Source organism: Micromonospora sp. NPDC005163 (assembly GCF_053599835.1).
In genome coordinates, this window is record NZ_JBSFYP010000006.1 from 121,797 (window position 1) to 136,393 (window position 14,597).

12 protein-coding genes and 1 pseudogene are annotated in these 14,597 nt (G+C 73.2%); 6 read left to right on the top strand and 7 right to left on the bottom strand.

Annotated elements, in window-relative coordinates:
• Positions 1–42: 42 nt before the first annotated feature.
• Complete coding sequence (locus ACWD6N_RS07430; protein ID WP_354967368.1) at positions 43–558, top strand: sigma-70 family RNA polymerase sigma factor; 516 nt, start codon at positions 43–45, stop codon at positions 556–558.
• Positions 555–1,253 (top strand): anti-sigma factor family protein, encoded by a 699-nt coding sequence (locus ACWD6N_RS07435; protein ID WP_354967337.1) that lies wholly within the window; start codon positions 555–557, stop codon positions 1,251–1,253. The genes ACWD6N_RS07430 and ACWD6N_RS07435 overlap by 4 nt, the downstream gene beginning before the upstream one ends.
• A 7-nt stretch (positions 1,254–1,260) precedes the next feature.
• On the opposite strand, the gene rarD is transcribed toward ACWD6N_RS07435, so the two are convergent.
• From rarD to eccE, 4 genes are all read right to left on the bottom strand, one after another.
• The gene (gene rarD / locus ACWD6N_RS07440) at positions 1,261–2,187 is read right to left on the bottom strand and encodes an EamA family transporter RarD (protein WP_354967338.1); all 927 of its coding nucleotides are present in this window, start codon (positions 2,185–2,187) and stop codon (positions 1,261–1,263) included.
• A gap of 17 nt (positions 2,188–2,204) precedes the next feature.
• On the bottom strand, positions 2,205–2,681 hold the full coding sequence (locus ACWD6N_RS07445) for a GNAT family N-acetyltransferase (protein ID WP_354967339.1): 477 nt from the start codon (positions 2,679–2,681) through the stop codon (positions 2,205–2,207).
• 117 nt (positions 2,682–2,798) lie between these two features.
• Complete coding sequence (locus ACWD6N_RS07450; RefSeq protein ID WP_354967340.1) at positions 2,799–3,185, bottom strand: phage holin family protein; 387 nt, start codon at positions 3,183–3,185, stop codon at positions 2,799–2,801.
• 61 nt (positions 3,186–3,246) lie between these two features.
• Complete coding sequence (gene eccE, locus ACWD6N_RS07455) at positions 3,247–5,187, bottom strand: type VII secretion protein EccE (RefSeq protein ID WP_387328444.1); 1,941 nt, start codon at positions 5,185–5,187, stop codon at positions 3,247–3,249.
• Between the two features lie 288 nt (positions 5,188–5,475).
• On the opposite strand from eccE, the gene ACWD6N_RS07460 reads away from it, so the two are divergent.
• Both ACWD6N_RS07460 and ACWD6N_RS07465 read left to right on the top strand, forming a co-directional pair.
• Positions 5,476–5,796 carry a WXG100 family type VII secretion target gene (locus ACWD6N_RS07460; RefSeq protein ID WP_354967342.1) on the top strand — a complete coding sequence of 107 codons (321 nt, stop codon included), beginning with the start codon at positions 5,476–5,478 and terminating at the stop codon, positions 5,794–5,796.
• A 23-nt stretch (positions 5,797–5,819) separates the two neighbouring features.
• Entirely contained in the window at positions 5,820–6,113 is a 294-nt protein-coding gene (locus ACWD6N_RS07465; protein WP_354967343.1) for a WXG100 family type VII secretion target, read from the top strand.
• A gap of 112 nt (positions 6,114–6,225) precedes the next feature.
• Here the strand turns inward: ACWD6N_RS07465 and mycP are convergent.
• Positions 6,226–7,445, bottom strand: a pseudogene (gene mycP, locus ACWD6N_RS07470) (type VII secretion-associated serine protease mycosin).
• Positions 7,446–7,597: 152 nt separating this feature from the next.
• On the opposite strand from mycP, the gene ACWD6N_RS07475 reads away from it, so the two are divergent.
• Both ACWD6N_RS07475 and ACWD6N_RS07480 read left to right on the top strand, forming a co-directional pair.
• A complete protein-coding gene (locus ACWD6N_RS07475; protein WP_387328439.1) occupies positions 7,598–10,543 on the top strand; it encodes an SseB family protein in 2,946 nt (981 codons plus the stop codon).
• Positions 10,540–10,905, top strand: a complete 366-nt coding sequence (locus ACWD6N_RS07480) for a hypothetical protein (protein ID WP_354967345.1) — start codon at positions 10,540–10,542, stop codon at positions 10,903–10,905. Before ACWD6N_RS07475 ends, ACWD6N_RS07480 begins: the two co-directional genes overlap by 4 nt.
• A gap of 4 nt (positions 10,906–10,909) precedes the next feature.
• Here the strand turns inward: ACWD6N_RS07480 and ACWD6N_RS07485 are convergent, their stop codons facing one another.
• Both ACWD6N_RS07485 and ACWD6N_RS07490 read right to left on the bottom strand, forming a co-directional pair.
• Positions 10,910–11,842, bottom strand: coding sequence for an alpha/beta fold hydrolase (locus ACWD6N_RS07485; RefSeq protein ID WP_354967346.1), 933 nt, complete (start codon positions 11,840–11,842; stop codon positions 10,910–10,912).
• 202 nt (positions 11,843–12,044) lie between these two features.
• Complete coding sequence (locus ACWD6N_RS07490; RefSeq protein WP_354967369.1) at positions 12,045–14,438, bottom strand: immune inhibitor A domain-containing protein; 2,394 nt, start codon at positions 14,436–14,438, stop codon at positions 12,045–12,047.
• Positions 14,439–14,597 lie beyond the last annotated feature (159 nt).

The following is a 14,597-nucleotide window of genomic DNA, read 5'->3' on the forward strand; positions in this document are numbered from 1 at the left end:
CGGACGCACCGCCCGACGCGCGCCGGGAGTGAGGAGACCGCCATCAGCGACCACGACGCCCAACTGCTGCGCGCGCTGCACGACGAGCACGCGGAGGCGCTGTACGCCCACGCCCTCCGGCTGGTCAACGGGGATCGGCAGCGGGCTGAGGACCTGGTGCAGGAGACGCTGCTGCGGGCCTGGCGGCACCCGGAGTCGCTCGATCCGCGACGCGGCTCGGTGCGGGCCTGGCTCTTCACCACCGCCCGCAACCTCGCCATCGACGCCTGGCGTCGGCGGTCCACCCGGGTCGGTGAGGTGTACACCGACGAGATACCGGAACCGCCGGAGGTGATCGACGAGGCTGAGCGCGCCGTGGAGGCGTGGACCGTCGCCGAGGCGCTGAACCGGCTCAGCCCGACCCACCGTGAGGTCCTGGTCGAGTGCTTCTACCAGGGGCGGTCGGTGGCCGAGGCGGCGTCCCGGCTCGGTGTGCCGCCGGGCACCGTGAAGTCCCGCACCCACTACGCGCTGCGGTCATTACGGTTGGTCCTGGCTGAGATGGGAGTGACGGGATGACCCGGTGCGAGTTCGCGCACGACGACGGCGCGTACGTGCTGGGCGCCCTGGCCCCCGCCGAGCGGGCGGCGTACGAGCGGCACCTTGCCGGCTGTGCCTCCTGCCGGGACGCGGTCGCCGAGATCGCCGTCCTGCCCGGGCTGCTCGGTCGTCTCGACCCGGCGGGTCTGGAGCAGTTCCTGCCGCCACCCGCCCCGCCCCGGGTGCCCGCGCTGATCGAGGAGGCCAGGGCCCGTCGGCGGCGTGAGCGGTGGGCAACCCGCCGGCGGTACGCGCTGACCGGGCTGGTCGCCGCCGCGTTCGCGCTGGTGGTCGGCGTGGGCGCCGCGACGGTGCTGCGTGGCACCCCGGGTTCTCCGGGGAATCCCGGGCCGCAGGTGTCGATGGTCGCCATGCGGCCGGTGGCCGCCGCCGGGCCGGTGCACGCCGAGATCGGGCTGACCGGCACCGACTGGGGCACCGAGGTGACCATGCGCTGCGGGTACGACCCGCGGACCGGCTACGGCAAGGCGTACACCTTCCGGTTGGTGGCGCGTGGGCCCGACGGTGCCACCGAGCAGATCGGCTCCTGGCTGGCCGCGCCGGGCGACGCCCTGCAGTTCACCGGCGCCACCCGGTTCACAGACGCCGAGCTGGTCAGCGTCGAACTTCAACGTGCCGACGGCACCCCGGTCCTGTCCTACGCCGTCCCCTGACCCCGGATCAGGGTGCGGGAACGGGGGTGCGAGGGGTGGCGGCGCGGGCGTGGGCGCGGGTGCGGTGGGACTGGCGGACGGCGTCGGCGGTGAAGACGACGAGGGCGAGCCAGACGAGCGCGAAGCCGGCGAGGCGGGCCGGTGGCATCGGCTCGTGGAAGATCAGCACACCGCAGCCGAGCTGGAGGATAGGCGCCAGGTATTGGATCATGCCGAGGCTGGTCAGCGGCAGCCGGTTGGCGGCCCCGGCGAAGAGCAGCAGTGGGATTGCGGTGGCCGCGCCGGCCAGCACCAGCAGCGCGGTGTGCCCGGCCGAGACCTGCCCGAAGGTCGACTCGGCACGCCGGGTCAGCCAGGCCAGGTAGCCCAGCGCGGGCAGCGCCAGCACCGCCGACTCGACGAAGAGCCCCTCCGCGGCGGGCAGCCCGAGCCGCTTCTTGATCAGGCCGTAGCCGCCGAAGCTGAACGCCAGGGTCAGGGCCAGCCAGGGCAGCCGGCCGTAGTCCACGGCGAGCACCGCGACCGCCGACGCGCCGATGCCCAGCGCCACCCACTGCGCCAGGCGCAGCCGCTCCCGCAGCACCGTCACCCCGAGCAGCACCACCACCAGCGGGTTGATGAAGTAGCCGAGCGCGGTCTCCACCACCCGGTCCGAGTTGACCCCGTAGATGTAGGTGCCCCAGTTGATCGCGATCAGGGCTGCGGCGACGACGATTCCGGCCAGTGCCCAGGGCCGGCGCAGCAACGCCCGCAGGAAGCCGACGTTGCGCAGCGCGGCCAGCAGCAGGGCCACGAAGACCACCGACCAGACGATCCGGTGGGCGAGAATCTCCAGCGGACCGGCCGGTCGCAGCAGCTTGAGGTAGAGCGGGAAGAAGCCCCAGAGCAGGTACGCGCCGAGGCCGTAGAGGTATCCCAGGCGGAGTGACGTCACGCCTTCACCGTAAGGGGTCAAACCGCGCTTTGTTCCTTTCCGGTGACCGGGGTCACCGGTGGACGCCGGTCGAGCTGCATCCATCGCGTGGGCTCGTCCAGGGGAGCGAAACCGACCCGTGCGTACACCTCGTGCGCGTCGTTGGTGCAGAGCAGGATCCGGCGTACGCCCAGCTCGGCCAGGTGGTCGCGGACGCCGGCGGCCAGCCAGCCGCCCAACCCGTGACCCCGGGCGGGGCGGTCCACGTACACGTCGCAGAGCCAGGCGAACGTGGCGCCGTCGGTGACCACCCGGGCCACCGCCACCTGGCGGCCGTCCCCGGGCCGGTAGACGCCGAACGGCAGCGAGCCGGCGAACGCCCGGACGACCGTCTCCCGGTCCCGGCCCAGTGCCCAGTACGCGTCGGTGGACAGCCACCGGTGCAACCGATCCAGATCGAGCCGGGCGGGATCGGTGCTGAGCAGGTGGCCGTCGGAGCGGGTCAGCGAGAACACCGCATGACGCTAGCCGCCAGGGCCGGCCCCCGCGCCGGCCAATTCCCGGACTCTGGTCACCGGACCGCCCGGGCTCCGGCCACGGCCGGGGCCCCGGGCGGTCCGGGGCGATCCTGGTCAGTCCCGGTCGAGGATGGCGCCGAGGATCCAGGTCACGATGCTCACGAAGAGCGCGCCCAGCACGGCGGCAGGCCAGAAGCCGTCCACCGAGAACGGCAGCCCGGCCTGGTCGGCGATCCAGCTGGTGAGCAGGAACAGCAGCCCGTTCACCACCAGCGCGATGAGACCCAGGGTCAGGAGGTAGAAGCCACAACCGACGGTCTTGATGATCGGTTGGAGCACCGCGTTGACCACGCCGAAGATCGCCGCCACCAGGAGCAGCGTGGTGACCGTCTCGACGGTGGAGTTCGACTCCAGAGTGATGCCCGGAATGAGGAGTGTGGCCAGCCAGAAGGCCAGCGCCGTGGTGGCCAGCCGAATCAGCAGCCCTTTCAGAAAACCCATGGCGGGGATCGTGCCACGGACCGGGCAGCGGCGTAACCCGCCGATCGACGATCGGATCGGTTCAGCGTCGCGCGGGCCGTCCGATGAGCTGCGCCTCGATCGGGGTGGGGGAGAGCAGCGCCCAGCGCAGCGCACGCCGGTTCACCACGGCCACCATGTCGTCCCGGATCCGTGTCAACCACTCGGCCGAGCCGCCCAGCCCCAGCGCGGTGCCGGCCAGCGCGGCCTCGGTGGCGTCCAGCGGTTGCAGCACCGCCAGGTCGGCCCGGGTCAGCGCGTCCACGTCCGCCGGGGTCAGCTCGTCCCGGACCACCAGGGTCGCCCGCCAGGGCGGACCCGGCTCGGCGTCGGCCGGCACCGGCCCGGCGTCGACCACCAGCAGCAACGGCCGCAGCGCCGTGCCCACCCCGTCGGCGACCGGCGGACCCGGCGGAATCAGCGGGATCGTCCCGCCCGGCGCGCCCACGCCCCGGACGAACGGCTCCCAGGCGCGGGGGCGTCCGGTCTGGACAACCACCAGGGCGCCCAGCGCCATCGCGCGCAGTGCCACCAACTGGGCGGCACGCACCCCGCCGACCAGCAGCACCCGGGTGCTCTCCGGCCGGAACAGCCGAACGGTGACCGCCCCACCGTGCCGGTTCGTGCCGACCATCATTCCCGCCCCGCCGAGGGTCAGCTCCCAGTCGTCCAGCGCGGGCCGCGACTGCGCACCGGGCGTCGCGAGAGCCAGCGGCAGCGTGCGGGCCAGCCCGGCCAGGTGCGCGCCGTCCAGCCGACTCAGCTCCCCACCAAGGCCGGTCACCAGCCGGTCCAGCGCCTCCGCGGCGGCGGTCAGCTCCGTCGCCGTTCCGGCGGCCAGGCGTACGGTCAGCTCGGTCGGCACCCCCGTCGTGCCGCTGACCGGCGGCGGGCCCGCGCAGAGCGAGACCGTCGTCGCGGTCGCCGGCAGCGCCAGCAGCCGTGGCACCAGCCGGGTCGCGCCCGCACCGTCGGCGCGCGGCCAGCGGCTCAGGCGGAAGGTGGCCTGGAGGAGAGCGCCGGACCGGAGCGCCGGCCAGGACTCCCGCACCGGATGGCCGTCGTGGTGGGCCAGCTCGACCAGGACGCGCAGCGCCGCCGGCACACCGAGCGGCCGGGCGGTCAACGGCCGGAGCCGGCGGACGATCCGGCGTACCGTGCCGGCGAGCACCCGGCGCAGGTCCTCCTCGGACCAGCCGTCCACCCGCAGCACCCGGACCGCGAGCACCGCCCTCTCCCGCCCGGCGAGCCGCCCGTCGGTGAGCTGCCGGTACGACGTGCCGACCGTGCCGCCCGCCGCCGGCACCGGGGCCGGCGTCCCGGCGAGCAGCAGTTGAATCCGCAGCGGCGGCACGTCCGGCCCAACGGGCGGAAGCAGCGCGGACGGTGTGGGGACGGCCCGGGACGCGTCGCCGAGCAGGTCGCCGGAATCGCCGAGCTCCAGCAGCGCCACCATGCCGCCGGTGTCCTCCAGCACCGCGGCCGGCCCGCCGGAGAACTCCGTCGAGCGGACCACGGTGCCGGGGGCGATCAGGCCGAGCAGCTCCGCCGGGCCCGCCGGCCCGGCCAGCGCGCGCCGGCGGGTCAGGTGCCCGGCGGCGATGGCCAGCCATTCGAAGAGCCACCGACCGCGGACCCGGACCCAGGCGGTCGCCACCAGCAGCACCGCCGCCAGCAGGGCCGCGACCGTGACCGGCACGCCCCGGCCCAGGGCGGCGAGGACGAGCGCCACCGCGACCTGCCCGGTGACCAGCTGACCGGCGCGTACCCCGGTGCCCCCGCGCCGACCCACGGAGGCCCAGCGGGCGATCGGCGGCCGGCGGTGGGGGCTGCCCCGCTCGGCGACTCCGGCATCGGTGCCGCTGGACCCGCCCGCCCCGGCCCCCGGCGGGCCAATTCCCTGCCCGATCGCTGGCGCGACAACACCCGGCCCGGGCCCGACCGCAGTCGCCGATTGCGACCCTCCGGTGGTTGTCGCCGGCACCGCGCCTCCTCAGGGAGTGTGGACCGCGCCGGCCGGTCGGCCGCTCCCGCGGCTCGTCACACGCCGCTACGTGGCTGCGGCACATCGTAAGCGACCGATGTCCGTCGTGGTTGTCCACAGGGGAGAGGCGAGGGGTAGCAGAACCGCAACCGGGCCGCTACCGTCAGCCACGAAGTTCGTCGCTGACCCGCGTCCACCGTGCTCGACGACCGGGCCACGCGAGCGGCGCACCCCCAGGGTGGGCGCGTCGACGGCCAGTCACGACCGAGGAAACGAGGTGACGTCCGGGTGTCCCAGACTCAGGCAGAATCCGCGGTGATGCAGCAGACCGCCGCGAAGTTCGAGCAGGTGGATCAGTCGTTGCAGTCCATGCTGACCGGCCTGCTGGCCGAGCTGGAGGTGTTGCAGCAGGCTTGGCGCGGCGCCGGCGGGCGGTCGTTCGAGCAGGTCAAGCAGCAGTGGTCACAGGACCAGGCCGCGCTGCACCGGGCGCTGCGCGAAACCGCCGGAGCGATCCGCACCGCCGGCCGGAAGTACGACGTCTCGGACGACGAGGCGGCCAGCCGGGTGGCCGGCACCAACCGCGGCGGCATCCAGCTGCCGCTCTGACCCCCGCTCGGGAGGGAGATCCGATGGACCACGGTGTGCTGGTCGTCAACTTCGCCGCGCTTCAGCAGGCAGGCGTGGACATCCAGAAGGCGCTGAACACGCGCGACTCGCAGCTCGGCCAGCTCGAACGGGACGCCGCGCCGCTGGTGGCGAGCTGGGCCGGCGAGGCCCGGCAGGCGTATGAGCAGCGCCAGGCGCGGTGGCGGTCCGCCTCGCACGACCTTCAGGCGATGCTGCGCGACATCAGGCTGGCGGTGAACGACTCGGCCGCCGACTATCTGGACACCGAGAAGACGAACACCGGGCTGTTCCAGTGACCTAGATGTGCTGTCCAGGGAGGTTGGTCGAGGCGGGCCGCGAGCGCTGACCGTGTGTGGGTCGGCGCTCCGGCCGCGCCTGATCGGGGAGCGGGGCGGTCGGGTGCGAGGGTCAGGCCGGGTCGGCGGGCCGCCAGCGTCGGCGGGCACCCCGGGGCAGCGTCAGGGCGAGCAGCACCACCGTGACCGCCGTCGTGCCGATCACCGCGCCGACCAGCAGGGCCCGGTCCCGGGCCGTCGCCCGACGAGCCTGGCGCGCGACCAGCGCCGGATCGGCCCGGTCGTCGGCGAGCGCGGCGACCGTCCGAGGGCCGGCCGGTCGCCCGCCACCGGTCTCGGTGACCGCCCGGTACGGGTTCAGCACACCGGCGCCGTACCCGCCGCCCGCCCCGGGTGCCGGATCGGTGGTGGCGACGATCCGCTCCGCCACCTGGGCGGCGGTCAGTTCGGGTCGGTACTGGCGCAGCAGCGCCGCGGTGGCGGCCACGAACGGCGTCGCGTAGCTGGTGCCCTCGACCCGGTGGTGGCCCTGGCCGGGCGCGGCGGTCAGCACCTCGCTGCCCGGTGCCACCAAATCGACATAGGGGCCGGTCTGCGAGAAGCCTGCCCGCCCGCCGTCCGCCCCGATCGCACCCACACCGAGCACCCCGTCGTACGCGGCGGGGAACGGACGCGGGTTCCCGCTGTCGTGCAGGTTGCCGGCGGCGGCCACCAGCACCACGTCCCGGTCGACCGCGTACCGCACGGCGGAGCGGACCTCCGGGTCGTCGACGTACAGCACCACGGAGAGGTTCACCACGTCGGCGTCATGGTCCACGGCCCAGCGGATGGCCCGGGCGAACTCGCGGGCGCTGACCGTACGCCCCGACTCGCGCCCCTGCACCACCTGCTGCTCACTCACCCGCACCGGCAGAATCCGGGCGCCCGGCGCCAGGCCGTGGAAGGCGACGCCGGGTCGTGTGGTGCCGCGGCGATGATGCTCGCCACGCCGGTGCCGTGACCGGCGCAGTCCCTGCGGCCGTCTCCGCCGGAATCGAGGAGGTCGGTGCCGGCCAGCACCCGCCCGACCAGGTGGGGGTGCGCCCGGTCGACCCCGGAGTCGACCACCGCCACCGTCACCCCGGCGCCGGTGGCCAGCGGCGCGAGCCGTGCGGGGTCGTACCGCTGCTGCGGCCAGGGCAGGGCCGTGACCGGCCGTACGGGGGCGAGTGGGGTGGCGCAGGCCGGAGCCGCTCGAAGTGCGGCACCGGCGGCGACGGCCGGGGCGGCCGCGCCGGTCAGCAGGGTGGCCGCCAACCCTGCCAGGACCGGGCGCGCAATCGACCGGGACATCGACGGCCTCCGTATGGTGTCGGCTCCGGGACGGGATGTTATCGCCTCACGGGCGTCCCGGCAGACCGCCGACGGCCAGCCATTGTGATCTTGATACCACCTTGTAGGTTGTACGCGATACCTGTGGCCTGTTCTCGGAAGGAGAGGTGGCCGTGACCGAATGGGAGCCGGCCACGGAGGCCGAGGTGGCGATGCGGGACGCGCTGCGCGCCAACGACCAGGAGCTGTACTTCCGGCTCCTGTCCCGCACCGATCTGCTGTTGCCGGTCTCCGCGCCAGCACCGCCCGGTCAGGCACCCCCCGGCTGGGGCACCTGGACCACCGGTGGCCGGACCCACGTGCTGGCGTTCACCTCCGCCGCCGCGCTGCGGACCTGCCTCGGCGAGCACCCCGGCAGCAACCGGCGCATCCCCTTCACGGAACTCGCGGTCGGCTGGCCCAACCACGAGTGGTGGCTCGCGGTCAACCCAGGGCTGCCCGTCGAGGGATACCTGCCGGCCTGGTTCGTCGCCCAGCTCTCCCGGGGTGACGTCCGGCTGCCCGGCCGCGCCATGGGTGCCCGCGCCCGGCTGGAGCGCGCGGAGACCCTGGCCCGGTCCAGGACGGGTGTGACCGGTCGCGACGTTCCGACCGCCCCGGGATCCACGTCGCCCGGGCCCGACCCGGTGGCGACCCCGCCCGGGCGGCCCGCGCCGACGCGTGGCGCGGTGCCCCGAATGGGCGCTCCGGCGGCCCCCGGCACGTCGTCCCGAACGCCGGGCCCGGGTGAGCTGTCGCGGCGCGGAGAGGACATGCCCGCCGCCGGTCAGCGGTACCCGACCGGCCCGCCCCGACCCGGCGGTCCGGGCGCCGAATCCATACCCACGAGCCGGCCCGCCGCGTCCCGGTTCGCGCCGTTGAAGCCCGCCGACCACCCCGGTGTCGTCCCGGCTGACCAGCCGGCTCCCGGCCCGGCCTGGCCGCCTCCGAGTCGGCCGGGCGCCGACGTCGACGGCCCGGCCGTCGGCAACGGCAGCGCCCAGAGCGGCGGGCGTTCCTTCTTCGAACCTGCGTCCGGCCGGGATCGGGCGGCCGGTCCGACCTCGGGTGGGGGCCGACCCGGCGACCGCGCGGTGCCGCCGTCCCGGTTCGGGCGGGGCAGCCAGCCCTTTCCGCGTCGCCGTCCCGCCGACGCACCGGCCGGCGATGGCGCGACCGTGGCCTTTCCGATGCCGGATCCGGACGCCACCCGGCCGCTGCGGCCGCCAGCCGGTGACCCGGGCGTCTCCAGAGGAGTACGCGCACCGGCGCCGGACGACGAGCCCACCCAGCCCCTGCCGCCCCACCGGCCGGCCCCGCTCGCCGAGGAGCCGACCCGCGCCTTCCGGTCGCCCGGTCGGGCCACCGGCGAGCCGCCGCTGACCCGGCCCGCTCCCTCGGCCGACGAGACGCAGGCGATCCCGCGCGGCCGGCCCGGCGACCCGGGCCGGTTCGAGCCGGTGGAGGAGCTGCCTCCGTCCATCGCGGAACCGGTCTCCGGCCCGCCCGCGCCGCGCCGCGGCTTCACGCCCATCGTCATCGAGGGCACCATCATCGAGTCCCGCGACCTCACCGAACCGGTCGAGGCGAGCAGCGTGGCCGACGCGACCGCGCGGCCAAGCCCGAAGTCCGCCGCCCCGTCGTCGTTCGGCTCGTCCCCTTCCGGCCCGGACTCCGCGGCGTCGCCGTCGTTCGGCCCACCGCCTTCCAGCCCGCCCCCGTTCGGCCCGCGTCCGTACGGCCCGGTGCCCTCCGGTCCGCGTCCGTTCGACCCGGCGGAGGCCGGTTCGGGCGTGGGTGGTCCGGGTGAGGGTGGTCCGGCGGACGCGGCGCTGGGTGGTGTGCGCGTCGACGACCCGGTCGGTGTCCGTCCGGGCGGGGTGGATCCCGCCGACCTCGGCGGAACACCCGTCGGCATGAACGGCACGGATCGGGCCGGCCGCGACGTCGGCGGCGAGCAGGTCGGCCCGGACCTCGGCAGCCAACCGCCGCGACCTCACGTGGAGAGCGGTCCGGAGTCGGCGCGGCCCGACGCCGACGACATCGGGCACCGCCCGGTCCCGGTCGGCGACGGGCAGCCCGCGCCGGCGGAGGCCTCGGCCCCGGTCGAGTTCCTGCCCGCCAACACGGTGGAGGAGGACCTGCTCGGCGCTGCCGGCGCCGGCAGCACGGATACCTTCCTGTCCACCCTGCTGCTGGCCCGCGTGCTCCTGCCGGCGGCACCGGACTCGGTGCGCGGCAGCCGTCCGGGCGACCCGGGTTTCGTATGGCGTACCGGGCAGTTGGACGGCGAGACGTACGTCGTGGTCTACACGTCCCCGGAGCGTCTCGCCGACCACGTTGACGGTGATGTCGACATCGTCCGGGTGAAGTTCGCCCAGCTGATCCGGCGCTGGCCGGACGAGGACTGGTCGTTCGCCGTCAACCCCGGCACCCCGGTCGGTGCGAAGCTGCCCGGCGAGCAGATCGTCGCGCTGGCGAACTGGGCCGCGGAGGTGGGGCTCGGCGACGACCTGGAGGTGGACCCGGAGGAGCAGCCGGTCGAGGCGGAGCCCGCAGCCCGCCCCCGGTACGCCCCGGCGGCGGTCGACCCCGCCCGGCCGACCGTGATGCAGAAGGCGATCGCACCGAGCCAGCTCGCGTACTACCTGGATCGGGGGTACGACCGGGTCTCCGGCTTCGTGCACCGGGCCGGGGAGCTGGCGCACCTGACCACGCCGGCCCAGTTGTACGACGCGCTGGGCCTCAGCTACCCGGGCTCGCCGTTCGCGCGGGACGCCGAGGAGATCTACGTGCTGCGCTGGCCGGCGCACCGGCCGAGCCTCTACCGGATTCCGTACGGGGGTCAGAACGAGCCGGCGATGCGGGCGATGGAGGGCTGGGTCATTGAGCGTTCGCCGTTCCGAGGCAACGGCTTCGCGCCGGGCGAGAGCAGCGACGTGGTGGCCGAGTTCAAGGTGGACAGCGCTCGGCTGCCGTACGGCGCGCAACTCTGGCGGGTCGGCGCGGACGGCACCGAACGGGTGGTCGCGGTGCTCGACACGGACGCGGTGCTGTGGCGACGGGTCGGTGAGGCATGATGCGGGACGGCTACGTGGCCCGTTGGCAGGGCCGGGAATACCAGGCCAGCCCGGACGGCGATGACATCCGGCTCTACCAGCCGGAGCCGGGTGAGGGCTTCGAGGAGGTCCGCGCCGGCCGGTACGTGCGGGTGCTGCCGGCGAGCGAGATCGACGACCTGGCGTACGTGCGGACCACCTGCACCTGGCAGGGGCAGCCGTTCATCGTGCTCGGCGAACACGACGCCTGGCTGCGTGTGGAATACACCGGTGGCCGCTGGCCGGTGGCCGAGGCGATGCGGCTGGAGGTGTTCGACTTCGGCGTCTACCAGGGCTGGGCGCCGGCCGCCGAGGTCACCGACCTGCGGGAGCAGAGGGTCTGACCGGTCAGGACTTGGCCCAACGCAGGATCTCGCCGAGCACCAGCTCCGGTGCCTCCAGGTGCGGGAAGTGCCCGACCCCGTCGAGCAGTCGCCACTCGTACGGCGCCACGACGTACCGACCGGAGCCCAGGGCGGTACGTGGCAGGGCGGCGACATCCAACGCGCCGTGCAGCTGGAGCGTCGGAGTGACCAGCGGCTTCTGCATGAGGCGGACGAACCGGTAGCCGTGCAGGCGCAGCAGCGAGCGGAACGCCCAGCGGTATCCCTCCAGTGCGCAGAACGCGGCCTGCGGGATGCGCATCGCCTCCCGGCAACGCTCGGCGTACGCCTCGAAGTCCGGCCCGGCCACCCAACGTGGTCCGCCCCACCGGTGCAGGATCTCCTCCACGGCGGCCGCGCCGTCCCGGGTCAGCACGTGCTCGTAGCGGGGGAGTTGGAACTTCAGCGCCGGGGTGGAGGCGGCGAACTGGCCGCGCGGGTCGGCGAAGATGGCGGCGCGCAGCCGCAGCGGGTGTGGTGCGCCGAGTACCACCAGCCGGCGAACCAACGACGGGTGGAATGAGGCCACCGTCCAGGCGACCATGCCGCCGACGCCGCTGCCGACCAGGGTCGCCGACCGCTCGCCGAGCGCGCGGATCAGCCCGGCCATGTCGGCGGCGAGGGTGTAGCCGTCGTACCCCCGGGGTGGCTTGTCGCTGGCGCCGTAGCCGCGCAGGTCCACCGCGACCGCGCGGAAGCCGGCGTCGGCGACCGCCGGCAGCATCTGGTGCCACGCCCACCAGTGCTCCGGAAAGCCGTGCAGGAACAGCACCATTGGCCCGGTCCCGGCCTCGACCACGTGGAAACGGGTGCCGTTGGCGCCGACGAAGCGGTGCGTCCACGGCCCCTCGGTGAGGACACAGGACTCGTCGACGGCTCCGCCGCGCTGGTCGGTCATGGCAGACAGCCTAGGACTCGGTCGCCTTCGACGGCCCTGGTGGTCGCCTTGAACAGGGGGAAGCCCGGGTTGTCCCCTACCGACACGAGTGGCCGGGGGCGGGTCAACGAGTGATGATGCTGGCGCGTGCGGCAGGTCACCCAAAGGGCGACGCCCGGGCAGGTGACCTGCCCGGGCGTCGCTGGTTGGTGCGGGATCAGTGTCAGCTGATCCGGATCTTCATCGAGGTGCCGTCCTGCTCCAGAACCTTGATCTTGGTTCCGGTGGCGGGGAGCTTGACGCCGTGGTTCGGCAGCTCCGCGTACCAGTACTTCTGGGTGTCGTCGAACTGCGGCTCCGCGGCCTGACCGCGGATGTACTGCGCCTGGCTGTTCAGGTGCAGCGTGAACGAGTCCGCCTTCTTCAGGCTGAACGGCGCGTCGTAGACCTGGACGCGGGCCCGCCACGCGGCCCCGGTCAGGTTGTAGATCGGCCGCGGGTGCGCGTCGATGATCATGTTCCGACCCTCACCCGGGTGCGCGAACGTGTCGTTGTCCGCGAACCGCAGGTTCCAGTAGGAGATCAGCAGACCCTCCTGGTACGCGTAGTGGTCCACCCAGTCGGGCCGGGTGTTCGCGTAGCCGAAGAAGTACGGGCCGGTCTTCAGGTACTTGTCGTACGAGGTGTACGACCGGGTGCCCGCGATGTAGTAGTTGTCGAACTCGCGGGTGTAGGTGGCCGCGACGACCTCGAAGCCACCGGCGAGGGCCCAGCCGGCCGCGCCGGTCTCGGCGCCGTCGGAGAGCACGGTCTGGCCGTCAGCGGTCACGGTGATGGCGTCACCGTAGAAGCCACCCTCGGACACACCGCCGTCGGTCTGGTAGCGCAGCCGGAACTGCGCGACCTTGCCCGCCGCCACGTTCATCGGGATGTTGATGTCGACCCACTGGCCGTTGCTGCTGCCGTCCAGCGCGTACCGCCCGGCGGAGATCTCCTGCAGCGGCTGGCCGTTGGCGGTGCCGGGCAGCGTCGTCCAGGTCTGGCCCCCGTCGAGGGATGCCTCGAAGAACATGTAGTCGAACCCGGCCTCGATGCTGTAGCGGCCCTTCATGGACAGCGAGGCCGACGACTTCCCGGTGAAGTCCAGCGTCCGGGTCATCGAGCTGTTGAGGTCATCCTCGTTGCCGGAGAAGAACTGCTGGGTCCCCTCGAACGGCGCGCCGTTCTCGAAGGTGTACTCACGATCCGGCAGGACGACCACGACGCCCTGAGCCTCCGGCGAGTTGTACTCCTGCGGGCCGAGCGTCAGCGTGCGCTTCTGCCCCGCGACGACCGTCTCGTGGTCGAGCCAGCCGAGCTGGAGCTTGTTCCACGCACCGAGGTCGCCGCCGCGCTCGCCGATGCCGTCGTCGTTCTTGGCACCGAGCCGGCTCTGGGCCATCAGGGTCCAGTGCTCGTTGTTGTTGTCCCCACCACTGACGACGTTGTAGTCGTCCGGCAGACCGAGGTCGTGGCCGAACTCGTGGTAGAAGACGCTACGGCCGCCGTTCTCCGGCTGGATCGTGTAGTCGCCGATCCAGACGCCGGTGTTGCCGATCTGGGTGCCGCCGGCCGGGAAGTTGACCGGACCGGTGTTGCCCTGGTCGGAGGCGAAGGCGTACCAGCGGTGGCTCCAGACGGCGTCCTCACCCTGGTGCGGGTCACCGTCGGCCTCGTCACCGCCGGAGTGGACGATCTGGAAGTGGTCGATGTAGCCGTCCGACTCGTTGAAGTTGCCGTCGGAGTCGAAGTCGTACCGGTCCCACTCGTCCATCGACTTGACGTCGGCGGCGATCTGGGCGTCGGTGCGACCCGAGGCCTTCTGGTCGGCGACCCACTGGTTGGCGGCGTCCCGGACCAGGGCCCAGGTGTTGGTGCAGACGTTCGAGGCGCACGGGTAGCCGCCGGAACGACCGTAGCGGGCCTCGTTGTACCGGACCTTGACCCAGTCGGTGACCTCACCGTCGACGCTGTAGCGACCCGAGGACTGGGCCTCGTAGTACTGCTTCAGCGACTCGTCACCTGGGTTGGTGCCGAAGTACACCTGCCGGTAGTGGTCCGCGTTGAAGTCCGGCTGCCAGACGGTGGAGTTGTCCACCGCCCGGTTGGGAGCCGGGATCTCGTTGTGGAGCGGCCCATCGAAGCGGGTCGGACCAGCGGTGTTCGGGTCAGTGTCCTGATCCGGGTAACTCGGGTGCCGCTCGTTGCCGAACTCGGCGAGGATCACGAAGATCTTGTCGGTCCGCTCCCGGGAGAGCTCGACGTACTGATCCTTCGTCTTGGCCGCACCCGCCTTGGCCGCGCGGGCGGTGACCCCGTCGGCCTGGGTCTTGCCTACCTTGACGACCGTGCTGCCGTTGACCTTCTCCGCCTTGGACTTGCCGGACAGGACCTCGCTGAGGCCCTCCTGGCGCAGCGCGCGCCGCTTGTCCTCCAACGGGTTCGGCAGGTCGTGGTCCGCATAGGCGGGCTCGGCGACCGACGGAGCGGCCGTCGGCAACTTCGGCTGCGGCGCGGCACTGGCGGACGGTCCGAACGCCAGGCCTGTCGCCGTCAGTGAGAGCCCGAGCAGACCCACTGCGACTTTGCGCACGTGGTACCTCCGGTGTGAGGGAACCCGGCCCAAACAGGGGTACGGGCCGGTGATAGATCGATCCCACTAGTGGGACCAATGGTGAACATAGACACTGCCGGGACGGGTGGGAAGACGGGCGCGTCGATTTATTGCAAGATTTTG

Excerpts from the sequence above, each read along its gene's own strand:
- ACWD6N_RS07435 (WP_354967337.1), top strand. The coding sequence starts at position 555 with ATGACCCGGTGCGAGTTCGCGCACGACGACGGCGCGTACGTGCTGGGC.
- ACWD6N_RS07450 (WP_354967340.1), bottom strand. The coding sequence starts at position 3,185 with ATGGGTTTTCTGAAAGGGCTGCTGATTCGGCTGGCCACCACGGCGCTG.
- ACWD6N_RS07465 (WP_354967343.1), top strand. The coding sequence starts at position 5,820 with ATGGACCACGGTGTGCTGGTCGTCAACTTCGCCGCGCTTCAGCAGGCA.
- ACWD6N_RS07480 (WP_354967345.1), top strand. The coding sequence starts at position 10,540 with ATGATGCGGGACGGCTACGTGGCCCGTTGGCAGGGCCGGGAATACCAG.
- ACWD6N_RS07485 (WP_354967346.1), bottom strand. The coding sequence starts at position 11,842 with ATGACCGACCAGCGCGGCGGAGCCGTCGACGAGTCCTGTGTCCTCACC.